General features: G+C 52.9%; 11 protein-coding genes. 5 read left to right on the top strand and 6 right to left on the bottom strand.

Features of this window, described 5'->3' with window-relative positions:
* Positions 1 to 231: 231 nt before the first annotated feature.
* On the top strand, positions 232 to 2,844 hold the full coding sequence (gene pepN, locus SK38_RS09420; RefSeq protein WP_048235704.1) for an aminopeptidase N: 2,613 nt from the start codon (positions 232 to 234) through the stop codon (positions 2,842 to 2,844).
* Positions 2,845 to 2,940: 96 nt separating this feature from the next.
* Here the strand turns inward: pepN and ssuB are convergent, their stop codons facing one another.
* From ssuB to ssuE, 5 genes are read right to left on the bottom strand one after another with little or no spacing between them, the layout of a single operon-like run.
* Positions 2,941 to 3,708 carry an aliphatic sulfonates ABC transporter ATP-binding protein gene (gene ssuB / locus SK38_RS09415; protein ID WP_008784274.1) on the bottom strand — a complete coding sequence of 256 codons (768 nt, stop codon included), beginning with the start codon at positions 3,706 to 3,708 and terminating at the stop codon, positions 2,941 to 2,943.
* Positions 3,705 to 4,496, bottom strand: a complete 792-nt coding sequence (ssuC, locus tag SK38_RS09410; RefSeq protein WP_048235702.1) for an aliphatic sulfonate ABC transporter permease SsuC — start codon at positions 4,494 to 4,496, stop codon at positions 3,705 to 3,707. The genes ssuB and ssuC overlap by 4 nt, the downstream gene beginning before the upstream one ends.
* A gap of 10 nt (positions 4,497 to 4,506) precedes the next feature.
* Complete coding sequence (gene ssuD / locus SK38_RS09405) at positions 4,507 to 5,652, bottom strand: FMNH2-dependent alkanesulfonate monooxygenase (RefSeq protein ID WP_048235700.1); 1,146 nt, start codon at positions 5,650 to 5,652, stop codon at positions 4,507 to 4,509.
* Entirely contained in the window at positions 5,649 to 6,623 is a 975-nt protein-coding gene (locus SK38_RS09400) for a sulfonate ABC transporter substrate-binding protein (protein ID WP_048235698.1), read from the bottom strand. Before SK38_RS09400 ends, ssuD begins: the two co-directional genes overlap by 4 nt.
* Positions 6,616 to 7,191, bottom strand: coding sequence for an NADPH-dependent FMN reductase (ssuE, locus tag SK38_RS09395; RefSeq protein WP_048235697.1), 576 nt, complete (start codon positions 7,189 to 7,191; stop codon positions 6,616 to 6,618). The genes SK38_RS09400 and ssuE overlap by 8 nt, the downstream gene beginning before the upstream one ends.
* Before the next feature lie 243 nt (positions 7,192 to 7,434).
* Here ssuE and pyrD point away from each other — a divergent pair, with 243 nt between their 5' ends.
* Together pyrD and zapC are read left to right on the top strand one after the other, a co-directional pair.
* The gene (pyrD, locus tag SK38_RS09390) at positions 7,435 to 8,445 is read left to right on the top strand and encodes a quinone-dependent dihydroorotate dehydrogenase (RefSeq protein ID WP_003831973.1); all 1,011 of its coding nucleotides are present in this window, start codon (positions 7,435 to 7,437) and stop codon (positions 8,443 to 8,445) included.
* Between the two features lie 165 nt (positions 8,446 to 8,610).
* Positions 8,611 to 9,153, top strand: a complete 543-nt coding sequence (gene zapC, locus SK38_RS09385) for a cell division protein ZapC (protein ID WP_003035852.1) — start codon at positions 8,611 to 8,613, stop codon at positions 9,151 to 9,153.
* Here the strand turns inward: zapC and SK38_RS09380 are convergent.
* Positions 9,150 to 10,256 (bottom strand): YcbX family protein, encoded by a 1,107-nt coding sequence (locus SK38_RS09380; RefSeq protein WP_048235696.1) that lies wholly within the window; start codon positions 10,254 to 10,256, stop codon positions 9,150 to 9,152. The two genes, zapC and SK38_RS09380, sit on opposite strands and share 4 nt — an antisense overlap.
* Before the next feature lie 98 nt (positions 10,257 to 10,354).
* Here SK38_RS09380 and rlmKL point away from each other — a divergent pair, with 98 nt between their 5' ends.
* Together rlmKL and SK38_RS09370 are read left to right on the top strand one after the other, a co-directional pair.
* Positions 10,355 to 12,463: a bifunctional 23S rRNA (guanine(2069)-N(7))-methyltransferase RlmK/23S rRNA (guanine(2445)-N(2))-methyltransferase RlmL gene (gene rlmKL, locus SK38_RS09375; RefSeq protein WP_003831977.1), complete on the top strand. Its 2,109-nt coding sequence runs from the start codon at positions 10,355 to 10,357 to the stop codon at positions 12,461 to 12,463.
* Between the two features lie 12 nt (positions 12,464 to 12,475).
* Positions 12,476 to 14,383 (top strand): ABC transporter ATP-binding protein, encoded by a 1,908-nt coding sequence (locus SK38_RS09370; protein WP_008784281.1) that lies wholly within the window; start codon positions 12,476 to 12,478, stop codon positions 14,381 to 14,383.
* Positions 14,384 to 14,393: the final 10 nt, after the last annotated feature.

Raw genomic sequence — 14,393 nt, 5'->3', positions numbered from 1 at the left:
GTACAATAAACAACTAAGAAAACCGCTGGAGTATACCCTGTTTAGCGATTTATTGAACCCCGATCACACCATAAGCTCTCTTTCTGGTCGAGGGCAATTCGTGCCACGTGTTATGAAAATGTAGCAAAAAGGGTGTTTGTGCCTGAAAAGATGAACATTCTGCGTAGCGCGATTTACGCAACAGGAATAGACTGAAGCCGAGACTCTATTAAAGATGCTAAAGGTTTTTTTATGACACAACAGCCACAAGCCAAATACCGTCACGACTATCGTGCGCCGGATTACCAGATTACTGATATTGACTTGACCTTTGACCTGGATGCTGAAAAAACCGTGGTCACCGCAGTGAGCCAGGCTGTCCGTCATGGCGCGTCCGATGTGCCCCTGCGCCTGAATGGCGAAGATCTGACCCTGGTGTCGATCCACGTGAACGACGAGCCGTGGACAGAGTATAAAGAAGAAGAGGGCGCTCTGGTCATTAGTCAGTTGCCGGAACGTTTTACGCTGCGTATCGTGAATGAAATTAGCCCAGCGGCCAATACCGCGCTGGAAGGACTGTACAAGTCTGGCGAAGCGCTGTGCACCCAGTGTGAAGCGGAAGGGTTCCGCCATATTACCTGGTATCTGGACAGGCCTGATGTCCTGGCGCGTTTTACCACCAAAATTATCGCCGATAAAACCCAATATCCGTTCCTGCTCTCTAACGGCAACCGTGTGGCGCAGGGCGAACTGGAAAATGGTCGTCACTGGGTACAGTGGCAAGATCCGTTCCCGAAACCGTGCTATCTGTTTGCGTTGGTAGCCGGCGATTTCGACGTTCTTCGCGATACCTTTATCACCCGTTCCGGGCGTGAAGTGGCGCTGGAACTGTACGTCGATCGCGGCAACCTTGACCGCGCGCCGTGGGCGATGACCTCGCTGAAAAACTCCATGAAATGGGATGAAGAGCGCTTTGGCCTCGAGTATGACCTCGACATCTATATGATTGTCGCTGTGGATTTCTTCAACATGGGCGCGATGGAGAATAAAGGTCTGAACATCTTTAACTCCAAATATGTGCTGGCACGTACCGATACCGCCACCGACAAAGACTACCTCGATATTGAGCGCGTTATCGGTCATGAGTATTTTCACAACTGGACCGGCAACCGTGTGACCTGCCGTGACTGGTTCCAGTTGAGCCTGAAAGAAGGCTTAACCGTGTTCCGCGATCAAGAGTTCAGTTCCGATCTCGGCTCACGCGCGGTAAACCGCATCAGCAATGTGCGCACCATGCGTGGTCTGCAGTTTGCTGAAGATGCCAGCCCGATGGCGCATCCTATCCGTCCGGATATGGTCATTGAAATGAACAACTTCTATACCCTGACCGTGTACGAAAAGGGCGCTGAAGTCATTCGTATGATCCACACCCTGCTCGGTGAGGCTAACTTCCAGAAAGGGATGCAACTGTACTTTGAGCGTCATGACGGCAGTGCTGCAACCTGTGATGATTTCGTGCAGGCGATGGAAGATGCTTCTAACGTTGATCTCTCCCATTTCCGCCGCTGGTACAGTCAGTCCGGTACGCCGATTCTGACCGTGCGTGATGACTACAATCCGTCAACTGAGCAGTACACGCTGACGATCAGCCAGCGCACGCCGGCCACGCCGGATCAGGCCGAAAAACAGCCGCTGCATATTCCTTTCGCCCTCGAGTTGTATGACAACGAAGGGAAAGTGATCCCGTTACAAAAAGGCGGGCACCCGGTGAATTCTGTACTCAACGTCACCCAGGCAGAGCAGACCTTTGTTTTTGATAACGTCTACTTCCAGCCGGTTCCGGCGCTGCTGTGCGAATTCTCCGCGCCGGTAAAACTGGAATACAAATGGAGCGATCAGCAGCTGACCTTCCTGATGCGTCATGCGCGTAACGATTTCTCTCGTTGGGACGCGGCGCAAAGCCTGCTGGCGACCTATATTAAGCTTAACGTTGCTCGTCATCAGCAGGGACAACCGCTGTCGCTGCCGGTACACGTGGCTGATGCATTCCGCGCAATTTTACTGGATGAGAAAATCGATCCGGCGCTGGCGGCAGAGATCCTGACGCTGCCTTCAGTAAATGAAATAGCCGAACTGTTCGACATCATCGATCCGGTGGCGATAACCGAAGTACGCGAAGCGTTAACCCGCACGCTGGCGGCCGAGCTGGCAGATGAATTCCTTGCCATCTATAACGCTAATCATCTTGATGAGTACCGCGTTGAGCATGCCGATATTGGCAAGCGTACGCTGCGTAACGCCTGCCTGCGTTTCCTGGCCTTTGGCGAAACCCATCTGGCTGACACGCTGGTAAGCAAGCAGTATCGTGAAGCGAACAATATGACCGATGCGCTGGCGGCGCTATCCGCGGCAGTGGCTGCGCAGCTGCCTTGTCGCGACGCGCTAATGCAGGAGTATGACGATAAGTGGCACCATGACGGTCTGGTGATGGACAAATGGTTTATCCTGCAATCCACCAGCCCGGCGAAAAACGTGCTGGAAACGGTACGCGGCCTGCTGAAGCATCGCTCTTTCAGCATGAGTAACCCGAACCGAATCCGTTCGCTGATCGGTGCCTTTGCAGGTAGCAACCCGGCGGCATTCCATGCGGAAGATGGTAGTGGATATCAGTTCCTGGTCGACATGTTGACTGAGCTTAATAGCCGTAACCCGCAGGTGGCGTCACGTCTGATTGAGCCGCTGATTCGCTTAAAACGTTATGATGCAAAACGTCAGGCGAAAATGCGTGCGGCGCTGGAACAGCTGAAAGTTCTGGAGAATCTCTCCGGCGATCTGTTCGAGAAGATTGACAAAGCGTTAGCCTGAAACGTTGACCTGTAGTTTAGTAGGCCGGATAAGGCGGTAACGCCGCCATCCGGCAAAAGGTCCGGTAAGCGCTACCGGGCCTGGTTTACTGAGCGGTTATCCATGTCGAAGAATCGGTTGTTCCGTCTCGCCGCGTTTCATAACCCGGTTCAACACTTCCGCTTCCAGATCGGATAACCGTACCGATCCCAAACGGCGGGGGCGCTGAATATCCACCGTCAGATCCAACCCGATTTTTCCGTCCTCAATCAGCAACACGCGATCGGCCATTGCCACCGCTTCACTGACGTCATGAGTGACCAGCAGTACGGTAAAGCCGTGCTCTTGCCATAAGGAGACGATCAGATCCTGCATTTCAAGGCGGGTTAGGGCATCCAGAGCGCCGAGGGGTTCATCCAGCAGCAGCAAACCGGGGCGATGAATTAATGCCCGTGCCAGGGCTACACGCTGTTTTTGTCCACCGGACAGCGCAGCCGGCCATTCGTGAGCACGACTCTCCAGCCCAACGGCGGCCAGCGCATCTCGGGCCGCATCGCGCCACTGACCTTTCAGACCCAGGCCCACATTATCGATAACCGTCTTCCATGGCAGCAGACGCGCATCCTGGAACATCATACGCGTATCATCCTGAATTTCCGCCAGTGGGGTGGTTCCGGCAAGTAATGCGCCTGAGGTCGGCGATTCCAGCCCTGCCAGCAGACGCAGCAACGTACTTTTACCACCGCCGCTGCGGCCAACCACGGCAACAAACTGTCCGGCCGGAATATGCAAATCTAATTGATTGAGCACTGTATTGGCGGCGTATTGTTTTGTCACGGCGCTCAGCAACAGCGGTGTACCCTGGTTCAGGCGAGCGGTATTCATACGGTAGCCTCCTTTACATGGTAAGCCGGATGCCAGCGTAGCCAGACTCGCTCCAGCAGTTGGGCGCTGACGTCGGCAAGTTTGCCGAGCAGGGCGTAGAGAATAATGGCCACCACGACCACATCGGTTTGCAGAAATTCGCGGGCGTTCATCGCCAGGTAACCAATACCGGCATTGGCAGAAATGGTTTCCGCCACAATCAGCGTCAGCCACATCAGCCCGAGAGCAAAACGCACGCCGACCATAATCGAGGGCAGGGCGCCGGGGAGGATCACATGAACAAACAGTGAAAAGCCGGATAATCCATAGCTGCGCGCCATTTCTACCAGCCCACGATCGATACTACGGATCCCATGCCAGGTGTTGATGTAAATTGGGAACAGCGTGCCCAACGCCACGAGAAAGATCTTGGCGGATTCATCAATGCCGAACCACAAAATCACCAGCGGGATCAGCGCCAGATGCGGTACGTTACGCAGCATCTGCACCGAGGTATCCAGCAGGCGTTCTCCCCAACGCGAAAGACCGCTGATAAGTCCCAGTGTCAGGCCAATCGATCCACCGATGGAGAATCCGATCAGCGCGCGCCAGGAACTGATGGCCAGATGCTGCCAAAGCTCGCCGCTGGCGGAAAGCGTCCAGAAAGCTTCGATAACACCTTCCGGAGAGGGCAGAATGCGAGTGGACAGCCAGCCCATTGAAGATGCGAGCTGCCAGAGCGCCACCAAACCTACCGGTAAAAACCAGGGCGCGAGGCGTAATAACCACCTGTTTTTCGGCGTTGCCATTAGCCGCTCCTTAGCTTTGCGCGACTTTGCGCGGGATAAATTCGTTTGCCACCGCTTCACCTTGTTGTTGCAGGCGTTGCGGCTGCGGAATTTCCGGTATAGCAACATCCAGATGCGGGAACAGCAGCTCGCCAACCTTGTATGCCTCTTCCAGATGTGGGTATCCGGACAACACAAAGCTGTCGATTCCCAGCGCGGCATACTCGTTGATACGCGCCGCGACAGTCGGACCATCTCCGACCAGCGCGGTACCCGCACCACCGCGTACCAGTCCAACGCCTGCCCACAGGTTCGGACTAATTTCCAGTTTGTCGCGTTTACCATTGTGCAGTGCAGCCATTCGCTGCTGACCAACCGAATCCGTTCTTGAGAAGGCGGCCTGGGCTTTGGCAATGGTGTCGTCATCAAGGTGGGCTATCAGACGATCCGCTGCCTGCCACGCCTCGTGGGTTGTCTCCCGTACGATCACATGCAGACGAATACCAAAGCGGACCTTGCGCCCGAGCGCCGCTGCTTTGGCCCGCACCTGTTCAATCTTCGCTTTCACCTGTTCCGGCGGCTCGCCCCAGGTCAGATAAAGATCAACCTGCTCGGCAGCAAGGTCTTGTGCGACATCAGACGAGCCGCCGAAATAAAGCGGTGGCCGGGGTTGTTGTACGGGAGGGAAAAGCAGCTTCGCGCCGCGGACATGAATATGTTTGCCGTTGAAATCCACCGTTTCACCTTGCAGCAAGCGCCGCCAGACCTGAGTAAATTCAGCAGAGGCTTCATATCGTTCTGTGTGATCGAGGAACACGCCGTCACCTGCCAGCTCCAGTGGATCGCTGCCGGTCACCAGGTTAAATAACGCCCGGCCATTTGAGAGTCTGTCGAGCGTCGCAGCCTGACGTGCGGCAACCGTTGGCGAGGTGACACTTGGGCGCAGCGCGACCAGAAACTTTAATCTCTGGGTGACCGGGATCATCGAAGCGGCGACCAGCCAGGCATCTTCGCAAGAGCGACCGGTTGGGATCAGGACGCCGGTAAATCCAAGACGATCGGCCGTTTGCGCGATTTGTTGCAGATAACTGTGATCAACCGGGCGCGAACCTTCTTCCGTTCCAAGATAATGACCGTCACCGTGGGTGGGTAAAAACCAGAACATATTCAGACTCATAATTTTTCTCCTGCCTGCTGAGTGGGTTGCCAGATACGCTGGCGAATATCGATTTTTTTCGGCACCAAACGGTTGTCATAAAACAGATCGGCGGTTTGTTGTTGTAGGGCAGCAACAGAGGCGTTGACTGGCACAATGGTGGTTGGCGGACGATGATCCAGATAAGACGCAATCACCGGTTCGGGTAGCCCCATGGTTTTGGCCAGCAGGGTAATGCTTTGCTGGCGCTGACTGAGCGTTAACGCATCGGCCTGGCTAAAGGTATCCAGTACGCCAAGTACAAAAGCGCCATTTTTCTCGGCATAAGGACGGGCGGCGAGATAAAACGAACCGGTTTGCTTGAGGTCTGAGCCGTCTTTCAGTACGCGTACATCACCTTGCAGTAACGCGGCGGAATAATAGGGATCCCAGATAGCCCACGCATCCACGTTTCCTTGCTGAAAGGCCGCTCGCGCATCGGCGGGAGTCAGATACGTCGGTTGAATATCGGTAAATTTCAGTCCGGCCTGTTGCAGCGCCCGGAGCAGTAAATTGTGGGCGCTGGAGCCTTTCTGGAAGGCGACTTTATGTCCTTTAAGCTGCGCGACGCTCTGGATCGGGCTATTTTTTGGCACCAGAATCACTTCGGCTTTCGGTTTGGGCGGCTCGACGCCCACGTAAACCAGATCGGCCCCGGCTGCCTGGGCGAAAATCGGCGGAATGTCACCGGTACTGCCGAGATCGATACTGCCGATATTGAGTGCTTCCAGCATTTGTGGTCCAGCCGGGAATTCGACCCACGAGATTTTAGTCTGCGGATAGCGTTTCTCGAGTAGCTGATGGCTTTTGGCCAGCACCATACTGACGCTTCCTTTCTGGTAACCAATACGCAGGGCATCGGGGGCCGATTCTGCGGCATGCCCCAGCGTTGACAGCGACAACAACCCGGTCAGTGCCAGCCATGACGTGTGACGCCTGAGAAAATCAAGCATGAGCGGCACCTCGCAGGGTGTTCAGTTGAGGAAGTTGGACATCGCGACGATGCAACGCCAGCCAGAAGGTATCGAGCGCACTGTCCAGACGCTGCAGAAGGTTGGGCGTAAACTGAGGTTTATGCTGATAATCAATCACCTGTGAATCATCGGCAAACACACCGTGCAGGATCTCCTGGGCCTTTAATGCGCTCAGTACCGGTTTCAGCGCGTAATCGACGGCAAGTAAATGCGCCACGCTGCCGCCGGTCGCCAACGGCAAAACCACTTTCCCTTCCAGCGCCCGCTCGGGGAGTAGGTCGAGCAGGGTTTTCAGGGCGCCAGAGTAAGCGGCTTTATAGACTGGTGTTGCGACAATCAGCCCGTCTGCATCCTGCAATTGTTCGATAAATGTGTTCAGCGCCGGACTGTCGAAACGAGCATAGATCAGGTCTTCCGGGGCAAAATTGTGCAGGTTCCAGTGAAAGATTTCGACATCCTGACCGTGAAGTTTTTCTCGGGCATATTCCAGTAACGCACTGGATCGAGAGGGAAAGCGAGGGCTCCCCGCCAGAGTGATGACGCGCATAATTTCATTCTCCCCTTATAACTAATTGTTTGCTTTTGGTTAACATTGATAACAATTTGAGCAGTCTGGCAGAGAGATTTTGTTTATCGAAATGATTTATACGGGATAGAAAAGTTAGAAATTGAATAAAAAGGCAGAGGCGAGGAAAACGATTGCTATTTATTGCCGCAGGTCAATTCCCTTTTTGCTCGCGATCGCACATAATACGCCCCCGGTTTGCACACCGGGAATCCAGGAGAGTTCATGTACTACCCCTTCGTTCGTAAAGCCCTTTTTCAGCTCGATCCAGAGCGCGCTCATGAATTGACATTCCAGCAATTACGTCGCATTACCGGCACACCGCTTGAAGCGCTTGTACGCCAGAAAGTACCGGCAAAACCGGTTACCTGTATGGGGTTGACGTTTAAAAATCCGCTCGGGCTTGCTGCCGGACTGGATAAAGACGGGGAGTGCATTGATGCGCTCGGCGCGATGGGATTTGGTTCCATTGAGATTGGTACCGTGACGCCACGCCCTCAGCCGGGTAACGATAAACCGCGTCTGTTCCGTCTGGTCGATGCAGAAGGTTTGATCAACCGCATGGGGTTTAATAACCACGGGGTTGATAACCTGGTTGAGAACGTTAAAAAATCGCATTTCGACGGTATTCTGGGGATTAATATTGGTAAGAACAAAGATACCCCAGTAGAGAACGGCAAAGATGACTATCTGATTTGTATGGAAAAAGTCTATGCTTATGCTGGTTATATCGCGATTAATATCTCTTCGCCGAATACGCCGGGATTACGTACGCTACAATACGGCGAGGCGCTGGACGATCTCCTGACGGCAATTAAAAATAAGCAAAACGATCTGCAAGCGATCCACCATAAATATGTTCCGGTGGCGGTAAAGATCGCGCCGGATCTTTCTGTGGAAGAACTGATCCAGGTCGCCGATAGTTTAGTTCGTCATAATATTGATGGCGTAATTGCGACTAACACCACCCTCGATCGTTCTCTTGTTCAGGGAATGAAAAATTGCGATCAAATGGGTGGTCTGAGCGGTCGACCGTTGCAATTAAAAAGTACAGAAATTATTCGCCAGTTGTCTCAGGAATTAAAAGGTCAGCTGCCGATTATTGGTGTTGGTGGTATCGACTCGGTGATTGCTGCACGTGAGAAAATAGCTGCTGGTGCAACCCTCGTACAGATTTATTCGGGCTTTATTTTTAAAGGTCCGCCGTTGATAAAAGAAATCGTCAGCAATATCTGAATGCTACCTTAATCACAAACCAGGGCTTTATTTCTAGCCCTGGTTGTTTTATATTCCTTTACTGTTGCTTATTTAAACATTCTGAGCTTTTATTATTAGGGCAATAAACGAAGCGGCAAAAGGATACTGTCGTAACGGTGATGATTAAGGAAAGGAGAGAAACTGATGCGAATTAAACCCGACGATAACTGGCGCTGGTATTATGATGAAGAGCACGATCGAATGATGCTCGATTTAGCCAATGGCATGTTATTCCGTTCGCGTTTTGCTCGTAAAATGCTCACTCCTGATGCATTTTCTCCGTCAGGTTTTTGTGTTGATGACGCCGCGCTTTATTTTTCCTTTGAAGAAAAATGTCGCTACCTGGATTTAGCCAAAGAACAAAAAGCGGAACTGGTGCTTAATGCGCTGGTGGCGATTCGTTATCTCAAACCGCAAATGCCAAAAAGCTGGCACTTTGTCGCACACGGTATTAACTGGTCGCCGGTCGTGGGTGACGCAGCCTGTGTTGATTTAAGCGATACCGATGAACAGGTAAACCTGTTAGTGGTTGAGCCGGGTGAAAACGCCGCGCTTTGCCTGCTTGCGCAACCTGGCGTGGTTATCGCCGGGCGTACGATGCAGCTTGGCGATGCAATTAAAATAATGAATGACAGACTGAAACCGCAGGCCGTTGTTGACAGTTTCAGCCTTGAGCAGGCGGTTTAGCTCTCCAGCCTGATTGCCGTTTTGGGAACACAGCTACAGCACAGAATCGTTCCGTCGTCCCCCATCGCTGATTTCTTCAACGGGCTAACTTCGCCTTCTACCAGTCGAATTCGACAGCATCCGCAAATGCCTGCCCGGCATGAATAGGGAACCCGGATACCCTGGTTTTCCAACTGCTCAAGCAATACCTGCTGATTATTTCCGCGAAAGGTCTGTCCCTGCCAGTCAATAAGCACCGTGGCATCAGGTTGTTGTTCGGGTGTAGTTTCGTCTGATTCAGCCGCGCCGTACGCTCTGGCGGGGCCGGTTGCCAAAATTTCTACCTCATCGCCGACGCGAATAACGCCACTGTTACGCGCGATAAGATTCTGACCGAAATCGACATCGCCGTTATCTACCGCAGTACGGAAGGTTTGCAATGTGGCAAGCGGTTCACCGGATGGATGTTTCTGGCCTTTTTCCGGGCTAACTGTCGTGAAAATACAGCGGCTACAGGGTTTTGCTACATCAAAAATGACGTCGCCAATACGAATCACTTTCCAGGTATCTTCTTCCCAGGCACCAGCTCCCGAAACTACTATATTGGGGCGAAACTGTTCCATTTTGACGCTTGCCGGACAGCGCTGTTGCAGATCGCGCAGGGATGCTTCGTTGGCCAGCAGATAGGGATAACCATCAGCGAAGGATAAAGGAACATCAACATGGCGTTTTACACGGCGCGTCAGCTGCGGGCCGACCCAGCGTAATTGCACGTTACGGGAGAAAAAGCCGCTAAGCCACTGGTTGATAGCCGCTGGCGCAATACGCGCGGTAAAATGGTTTCCCCATACTTCCGTCGGCGCATCCTGGCTAGCGAAATCGGCAAATCGCACGAGCGCGCTGCTGCCATCTGGAGCTGTAAGATGCAGCCCATCGTGGAATGGGGAAGGCGTAAAACGGACCATTTGTGGGAACTGGCGGGCAGTTATGAACGTTCCGTCAGGTTCAGTGATCATAAATATGCGATCAAAGGCGAGACCGCTAATATCTGCCAGGGCATGCGTAAGCCCAATGCCGCGCATTGATTTAACCGGATGAATAAAAAGTCGGGTTAACGTGACCACTGTACAGCCCCTCGAATGAAAATAAGCCTTCAACTTTATGACATACAGCCCATATTAGCTATAATGCGCAGCAATTTTCTCGGAGTAAAAGTGACATTATGAATTCTCTGTTTGCCAGTACGGCCCGCGGGCTGGAAGAGCTGTTAAAAACTGAACTGGAAAACCTCGGCGCGCTGGAGTGTCAGGTCGTTCAGGGTGGGGTCCATTTTAAGGGCGACACACGGCTTGTTTACCAGAGCCTGATGTGGAGCCGCCTGGCCTCGCGCATTATCCTGCCGATGGGAGAGTGCAAGGTCTACAGCGATCTTGATCTGTACCTCGGCGTTCAGGCAATCGACTGGACAGAGATATTTAACCCTGGTGCTACGTTTGCCGTCCATTTTAGCGGACTGAACGAGACCATTCGTAACAGCCAGTACGGCGCGCTGAAGGTCAAGGATGCGATTGTCGATGCCTTTACCCGCAAAAATATGCCGCGTCCGAATGTGGATCGTGAATCTCCGGATCTGCGCATCAACGTCTGGTTGAACAAAGATACTGCCAGCATTGCGCTCGATCTGAGCGGTGACGGTTTGCATCAGCGTGGCTATCGCGATCGCGCGGGTCAGGCACCGATTAAAGAGACGCTGGCCGCGGCAATTGTTATGCGTTCTGGCTGGCAGCCGGGAACCCCGTTACTCGATCCGATGTGTGGTTCCGGCACGCTGCTGATTGAAGCGGCAATGTGGGCGACCGATCGCGCGCCGGGTCTGCACCGTGGATACTGGGGCTTCAGCGGTTGGGCGCAACACGACGAAGCTGTCTGGCAAGAAGTTAAAGCCGAAGCGCAGGTGCGTGCGCGTAAGGGACTGGCTGACTATACCTCGCATTTTTATGGATCCGATAGCGATGCGCGCGTGATTGAAAAAGCGCGTAGTAATGCTCGCCGCGCCGGTATCGCCGATCTGATGACGTTTGACGTGAAAGATGTCGCCAAACTGAGCAATCCGCTGCCGAAAGGACCTTATGGGACAGTTATCAGTAACCCGCCTTACGGCGAACGTCTGGATAGCGAACCGGCGCTGATTGCCCTGCACAGCCTGCTGGGCCGTACGATGAAAAACCAGTTTGGCGGCTGGAATTTGTCGCTGTTCAGCGCCTCGCCGGATCTGCTCAGCAGCCTGCAATTACGTGCCGACAAGCAGTTCAAAGCGAAAAACGGCCCGCTGGATTGTGTGCAGAAGAATTATCACGTTGCAGAGACCACTGCGGACAGCAAGCCGGCTACGGTAGCGGAAGATTATGCCAACCGCCTGCGCAAGAATATTAAGAAGCTGGAAAAATGGGCGCGTCAGGAAGGCATTGAATGCTATCGCCTGTATGACGCTGACCTGCCGGAATACAACGTTGCAGTAGATCGTTACGGTGATTGGGTCGTGGTTCAGGAATACGCACCGCCGAAGACGGTTGATGCGCAAAAAGCACGTCAACGCTTGTTCGACATCATTGCCGCCACGCTGTCAGTACTGGAAATCGCGCCAAACAAACTGGTGCTGAAAACCCGTGAGCGTCAGAAAGGCAAGAATCAGTATCAGAAGATGAATGAGAAGGGTGAATTCATTGAGGTAAGCGAGTACAACGCGCGCCTGTGGGTTAACCTGACTGACTACCTTGATACGGGTTTATTCCTCGATCACCGTATTGCGCGCCGCATGTTGGGGCAGATGAGTAAAGGTAAGGACTTCCTCAACCTGTTTTCCTACACCGGTAGCGCCAGCGTACATGCAGGATTGGGCGGTGCGCGTAGCACCACGACGGTCGATATGTCGCGTACCTATCTGGAATGGGCGGAACGTAACCTGCGCCTGAACGGATTGAGCGGTCGTGCTCACCGTTTAATTCAGGCCGATTGCCTGGGCTGGCTGCGTGATGCGAATGAACAGTTTGATCTGATTTTCATCGATCCGCCGACGTTCTCTAACTCAAAACGTATGGAAGATTCGTTTGATGTGCAGCGCGATCATCTGGCGCTGATGAAAGATCTGAAACGTCTGCTGCGTAAAGACGGCACGATCATGTTCTCCAACAACAAACGTGGGTTCCGTATGGATCTCGACGGTTTGGCTGAACTGGGATTGAAAGCACAAGAAATTACCCAAAAAACGCTTTCCCAGGATTTTGCCCGTAACCGTCAGATCCACAATTGCTGGCTGATTACCGCAGCCTGAAAGGATAAATAAATGTCATTGATCAGTATGCATGGTGCATGGCTGTCGTTCAGCGATGCGCCGCTTCTTGATAATGCAGAACTGCATATCGAAGATAACGAACGCGTCTGTCTGGTTGGCCGTAACGGCGCAGGTAAATCGACGCTGATGAAGATCCTGAACCGTGAGCAGGGGCTTGACGACGGGCGTATCATTTATGAGCAGGATCTGGTTGTGGCGCGTCTGCAACAGGATCCGCCGCGTAATGTTGAGGGCAGCGTGTATGATTTCGTTGCCGAGGGTATCGAAGAGCAGGCCGAATATCTCAAGCGTTATCACGATATTTCGCGTCTGGTGATGACTGATCCGAGCGACAGAAATCTGAATGAGATGGCGCGGGTTCAGGAAATGCTCGATCACCACAATCTGTGGCAGCTCGAAAGCCGTATTAATGAAGTGCTGGAGCAGTTGGGGCTGGATCCAAACGCCGCACTTTCTTCGCTTTCTGGCGGTTGGCTGCGTAAAGCGGCGCTGGGCCGCGCGTTAGTGAGTAATCCGCGTGTATTGCTGCTGGATGAGCCAACGAACCACCTGGATATTGAAACTATCGACTGGCTGGAAGGGTTCCTGAAATCCTTCAATGGGACAATCATCTTCATTTCCCACGACCGTTCATTTATACGCAATATGGCGACGCGTATCGTCGACCTCGATCGTGGCAAACTGGTGACTTATCCGGGGAATTACGATCAGTATCTGCTGGAGAAAGAAGAAGCGCTGCGCGTAGAAGAGTTACAAAATGCAGAGTTTGACCGCAAGCTGGCGCAGGAAGAGGTCTGGATCCGTCAGGGGATCAAAGCGCGCCGTACCCGTAATGAAGGCCGAGTGCGCGCACTGAAAGCCATGCGTCGCGAGCGTGGCGAACGCCGCGAAGTGATGGGCACGGCGAAGATGCAGGTCGAAGAGGCGAGCCGTTCAGGCAAGATTGTTTTCGAAATGGAGAACGTGGATTACCAGGTTGATGGAAAGCAGCTGGTAAAAGATTTCTCCGCACAGGTACAACGTAGCGACAAAATTGCGCTAATCGGACCGAACGGCTGCGGCAAAACAACGCTGCTGAAGCTGATGTTAGGCCAGCTTCAGGCTGACAGTGGACGCATTCACGTCGGCACCAAGCTGGAAGTGGCCTATTTCGATCAGCACCGCGCCGAACTGGATCCAGATAAAACCGTGATGGACAACCTGGCTGAAGGTAAGCAAGAGGTGATGGTTAACGGTAAACCTCGCCATGTGCTGGGTTATCTGCAGGACTTCCTGTTCCATCCGAAACGCGCGATGACGCCAGTGCGAGCGCTCTCTGGTGGGGAACGAAATCGCCTGCTGTTGGCGCGTCTTTTTCTGAAACCCAGCAATCTTTTGATTCTCGATGAACCAACGAACGATCTTGACGTCGAAACGCTGGAACTGCTTGAAGAACTAATTGATAGCTATCAGGGGACTGTACTGCTGGTAAGCCACGACCGTCAGTTTGTGGATAATACTGTAACTGAATGCTGGATCTTCGAAGGCGGCGGTAAAATTGGTCGTTATGTCGGTGGTTATCATGACGCGCGCAGCCAGCAATCTCAGTATGTGGCGTTTAAACAACCGGTCGCGAAAAAAACAGAGGAAGCTGTTGCTCCTAAAGCAGAAATTGTCAAACGTGGCACGAGCAAACTAAGCTATAAACTGCAGCGCGAACTGGAGCAGCTCCCCGCTCAGCTTGAAGAACTGGAAGCTAAACTGGAAAGACTACAAGCTCAGGTTGCTGACGCCGCTTTTTTCAGTCAGCCACATGAGCAAACGCAGCAGGTATTAGCTAATCTGAACGAAGCGGAACAAGAACTTGAGCAAGCCTTTGAGCGCTGGGAGTATCTTGAGTCTTTGAAGAACGGCGCATAATTTAAAGGAG

Source organism: Citrobacter sp. MGH110 (assembly GCF_001037515.1).
GTDB lineage: Bacteria > Pseudomonadota > Gammaproteobacteria > Enterobacterales > Enterobacteriaceae > Citrobacter > Citrobacter portucalensis.
This window is presented reverse-complemented; position numbering and strand designations above follow the sequence as displayed.

What these genes read in the sequence shown, in the direction of transcription:
- pepN (WP_048235704.1), top strand. Translation starts at nt 232, where the DNA reads ATGACACAACAGCCACAAGCCAAATACCGTCACGACTATCGTGCGCCG.
- ssuB (WP_008784274.1), bottom strand. Translation starts at nt 3,708, where the DNA reads ATGAATACCGCTCGCCTGAACCAGGGTACACCGCTGTTGCTGAGCGCC.
- ssuC (WP_048235702.1), bottom strand. Translation starts at nt 4,496, where the DNA reads ATGGCAACGCCGAAAAACAGGTGGTTATTACGCCTCGCGCCCTGGTTT.
- ssuD (WP_048235700.1), bottom strand. Translation starts at nt 5,652, where the DNA reads ATGAGTCTGAATATGTTCTGGTTTTTACCCACCCACGGTGACGGTCAT.
- SK38_RS09400 (WP_048235698.1), bottom strand. Translation starts at nt 6,623, where the DNA reads ATGCTTGATTTTCTCAGGCGTCACACGTCATGGCTGGCACTGACCGGG.
- ssuE (WP_048235697.1), bottom strand. Translation starts at nt 7,191, where the DNA reads ATGCGCGTCATCACTCTGGCGGGGAGCCCTCGCTTTCCCTCTCGATCC.
- pyrD (WP_003831973.1), top strand. Translation starts at nt 7,435, where the DNA reads ATGTACTACCCCTTCGTTCGTAAAGCCCTTTTTCAGCTCGATCCAGAG.
- zapC (WP_003035852.1), top strand. Translation starts at nt 8,611, where the DNA reads ATGCGAATTAAACCCGACGATAACTGGCGCTGGTATTATGATGAAGAG.
- rlmKL (WP_003831977.1), top strand. Translation starts at nt 10,355, where the DNA reads ATGAATTCTCTGTTTGCCAGTACGGCCCGCGGGCTGGAAGAGCTGTTA.
- SK38_RS09370 (WP_008784281.1), top strand. Translation starts at nt 12,476, where the DNA reads ATGTCATTGATCAGTATGCATGGTGCATGGCTGTCGTTCAGCGATGCG.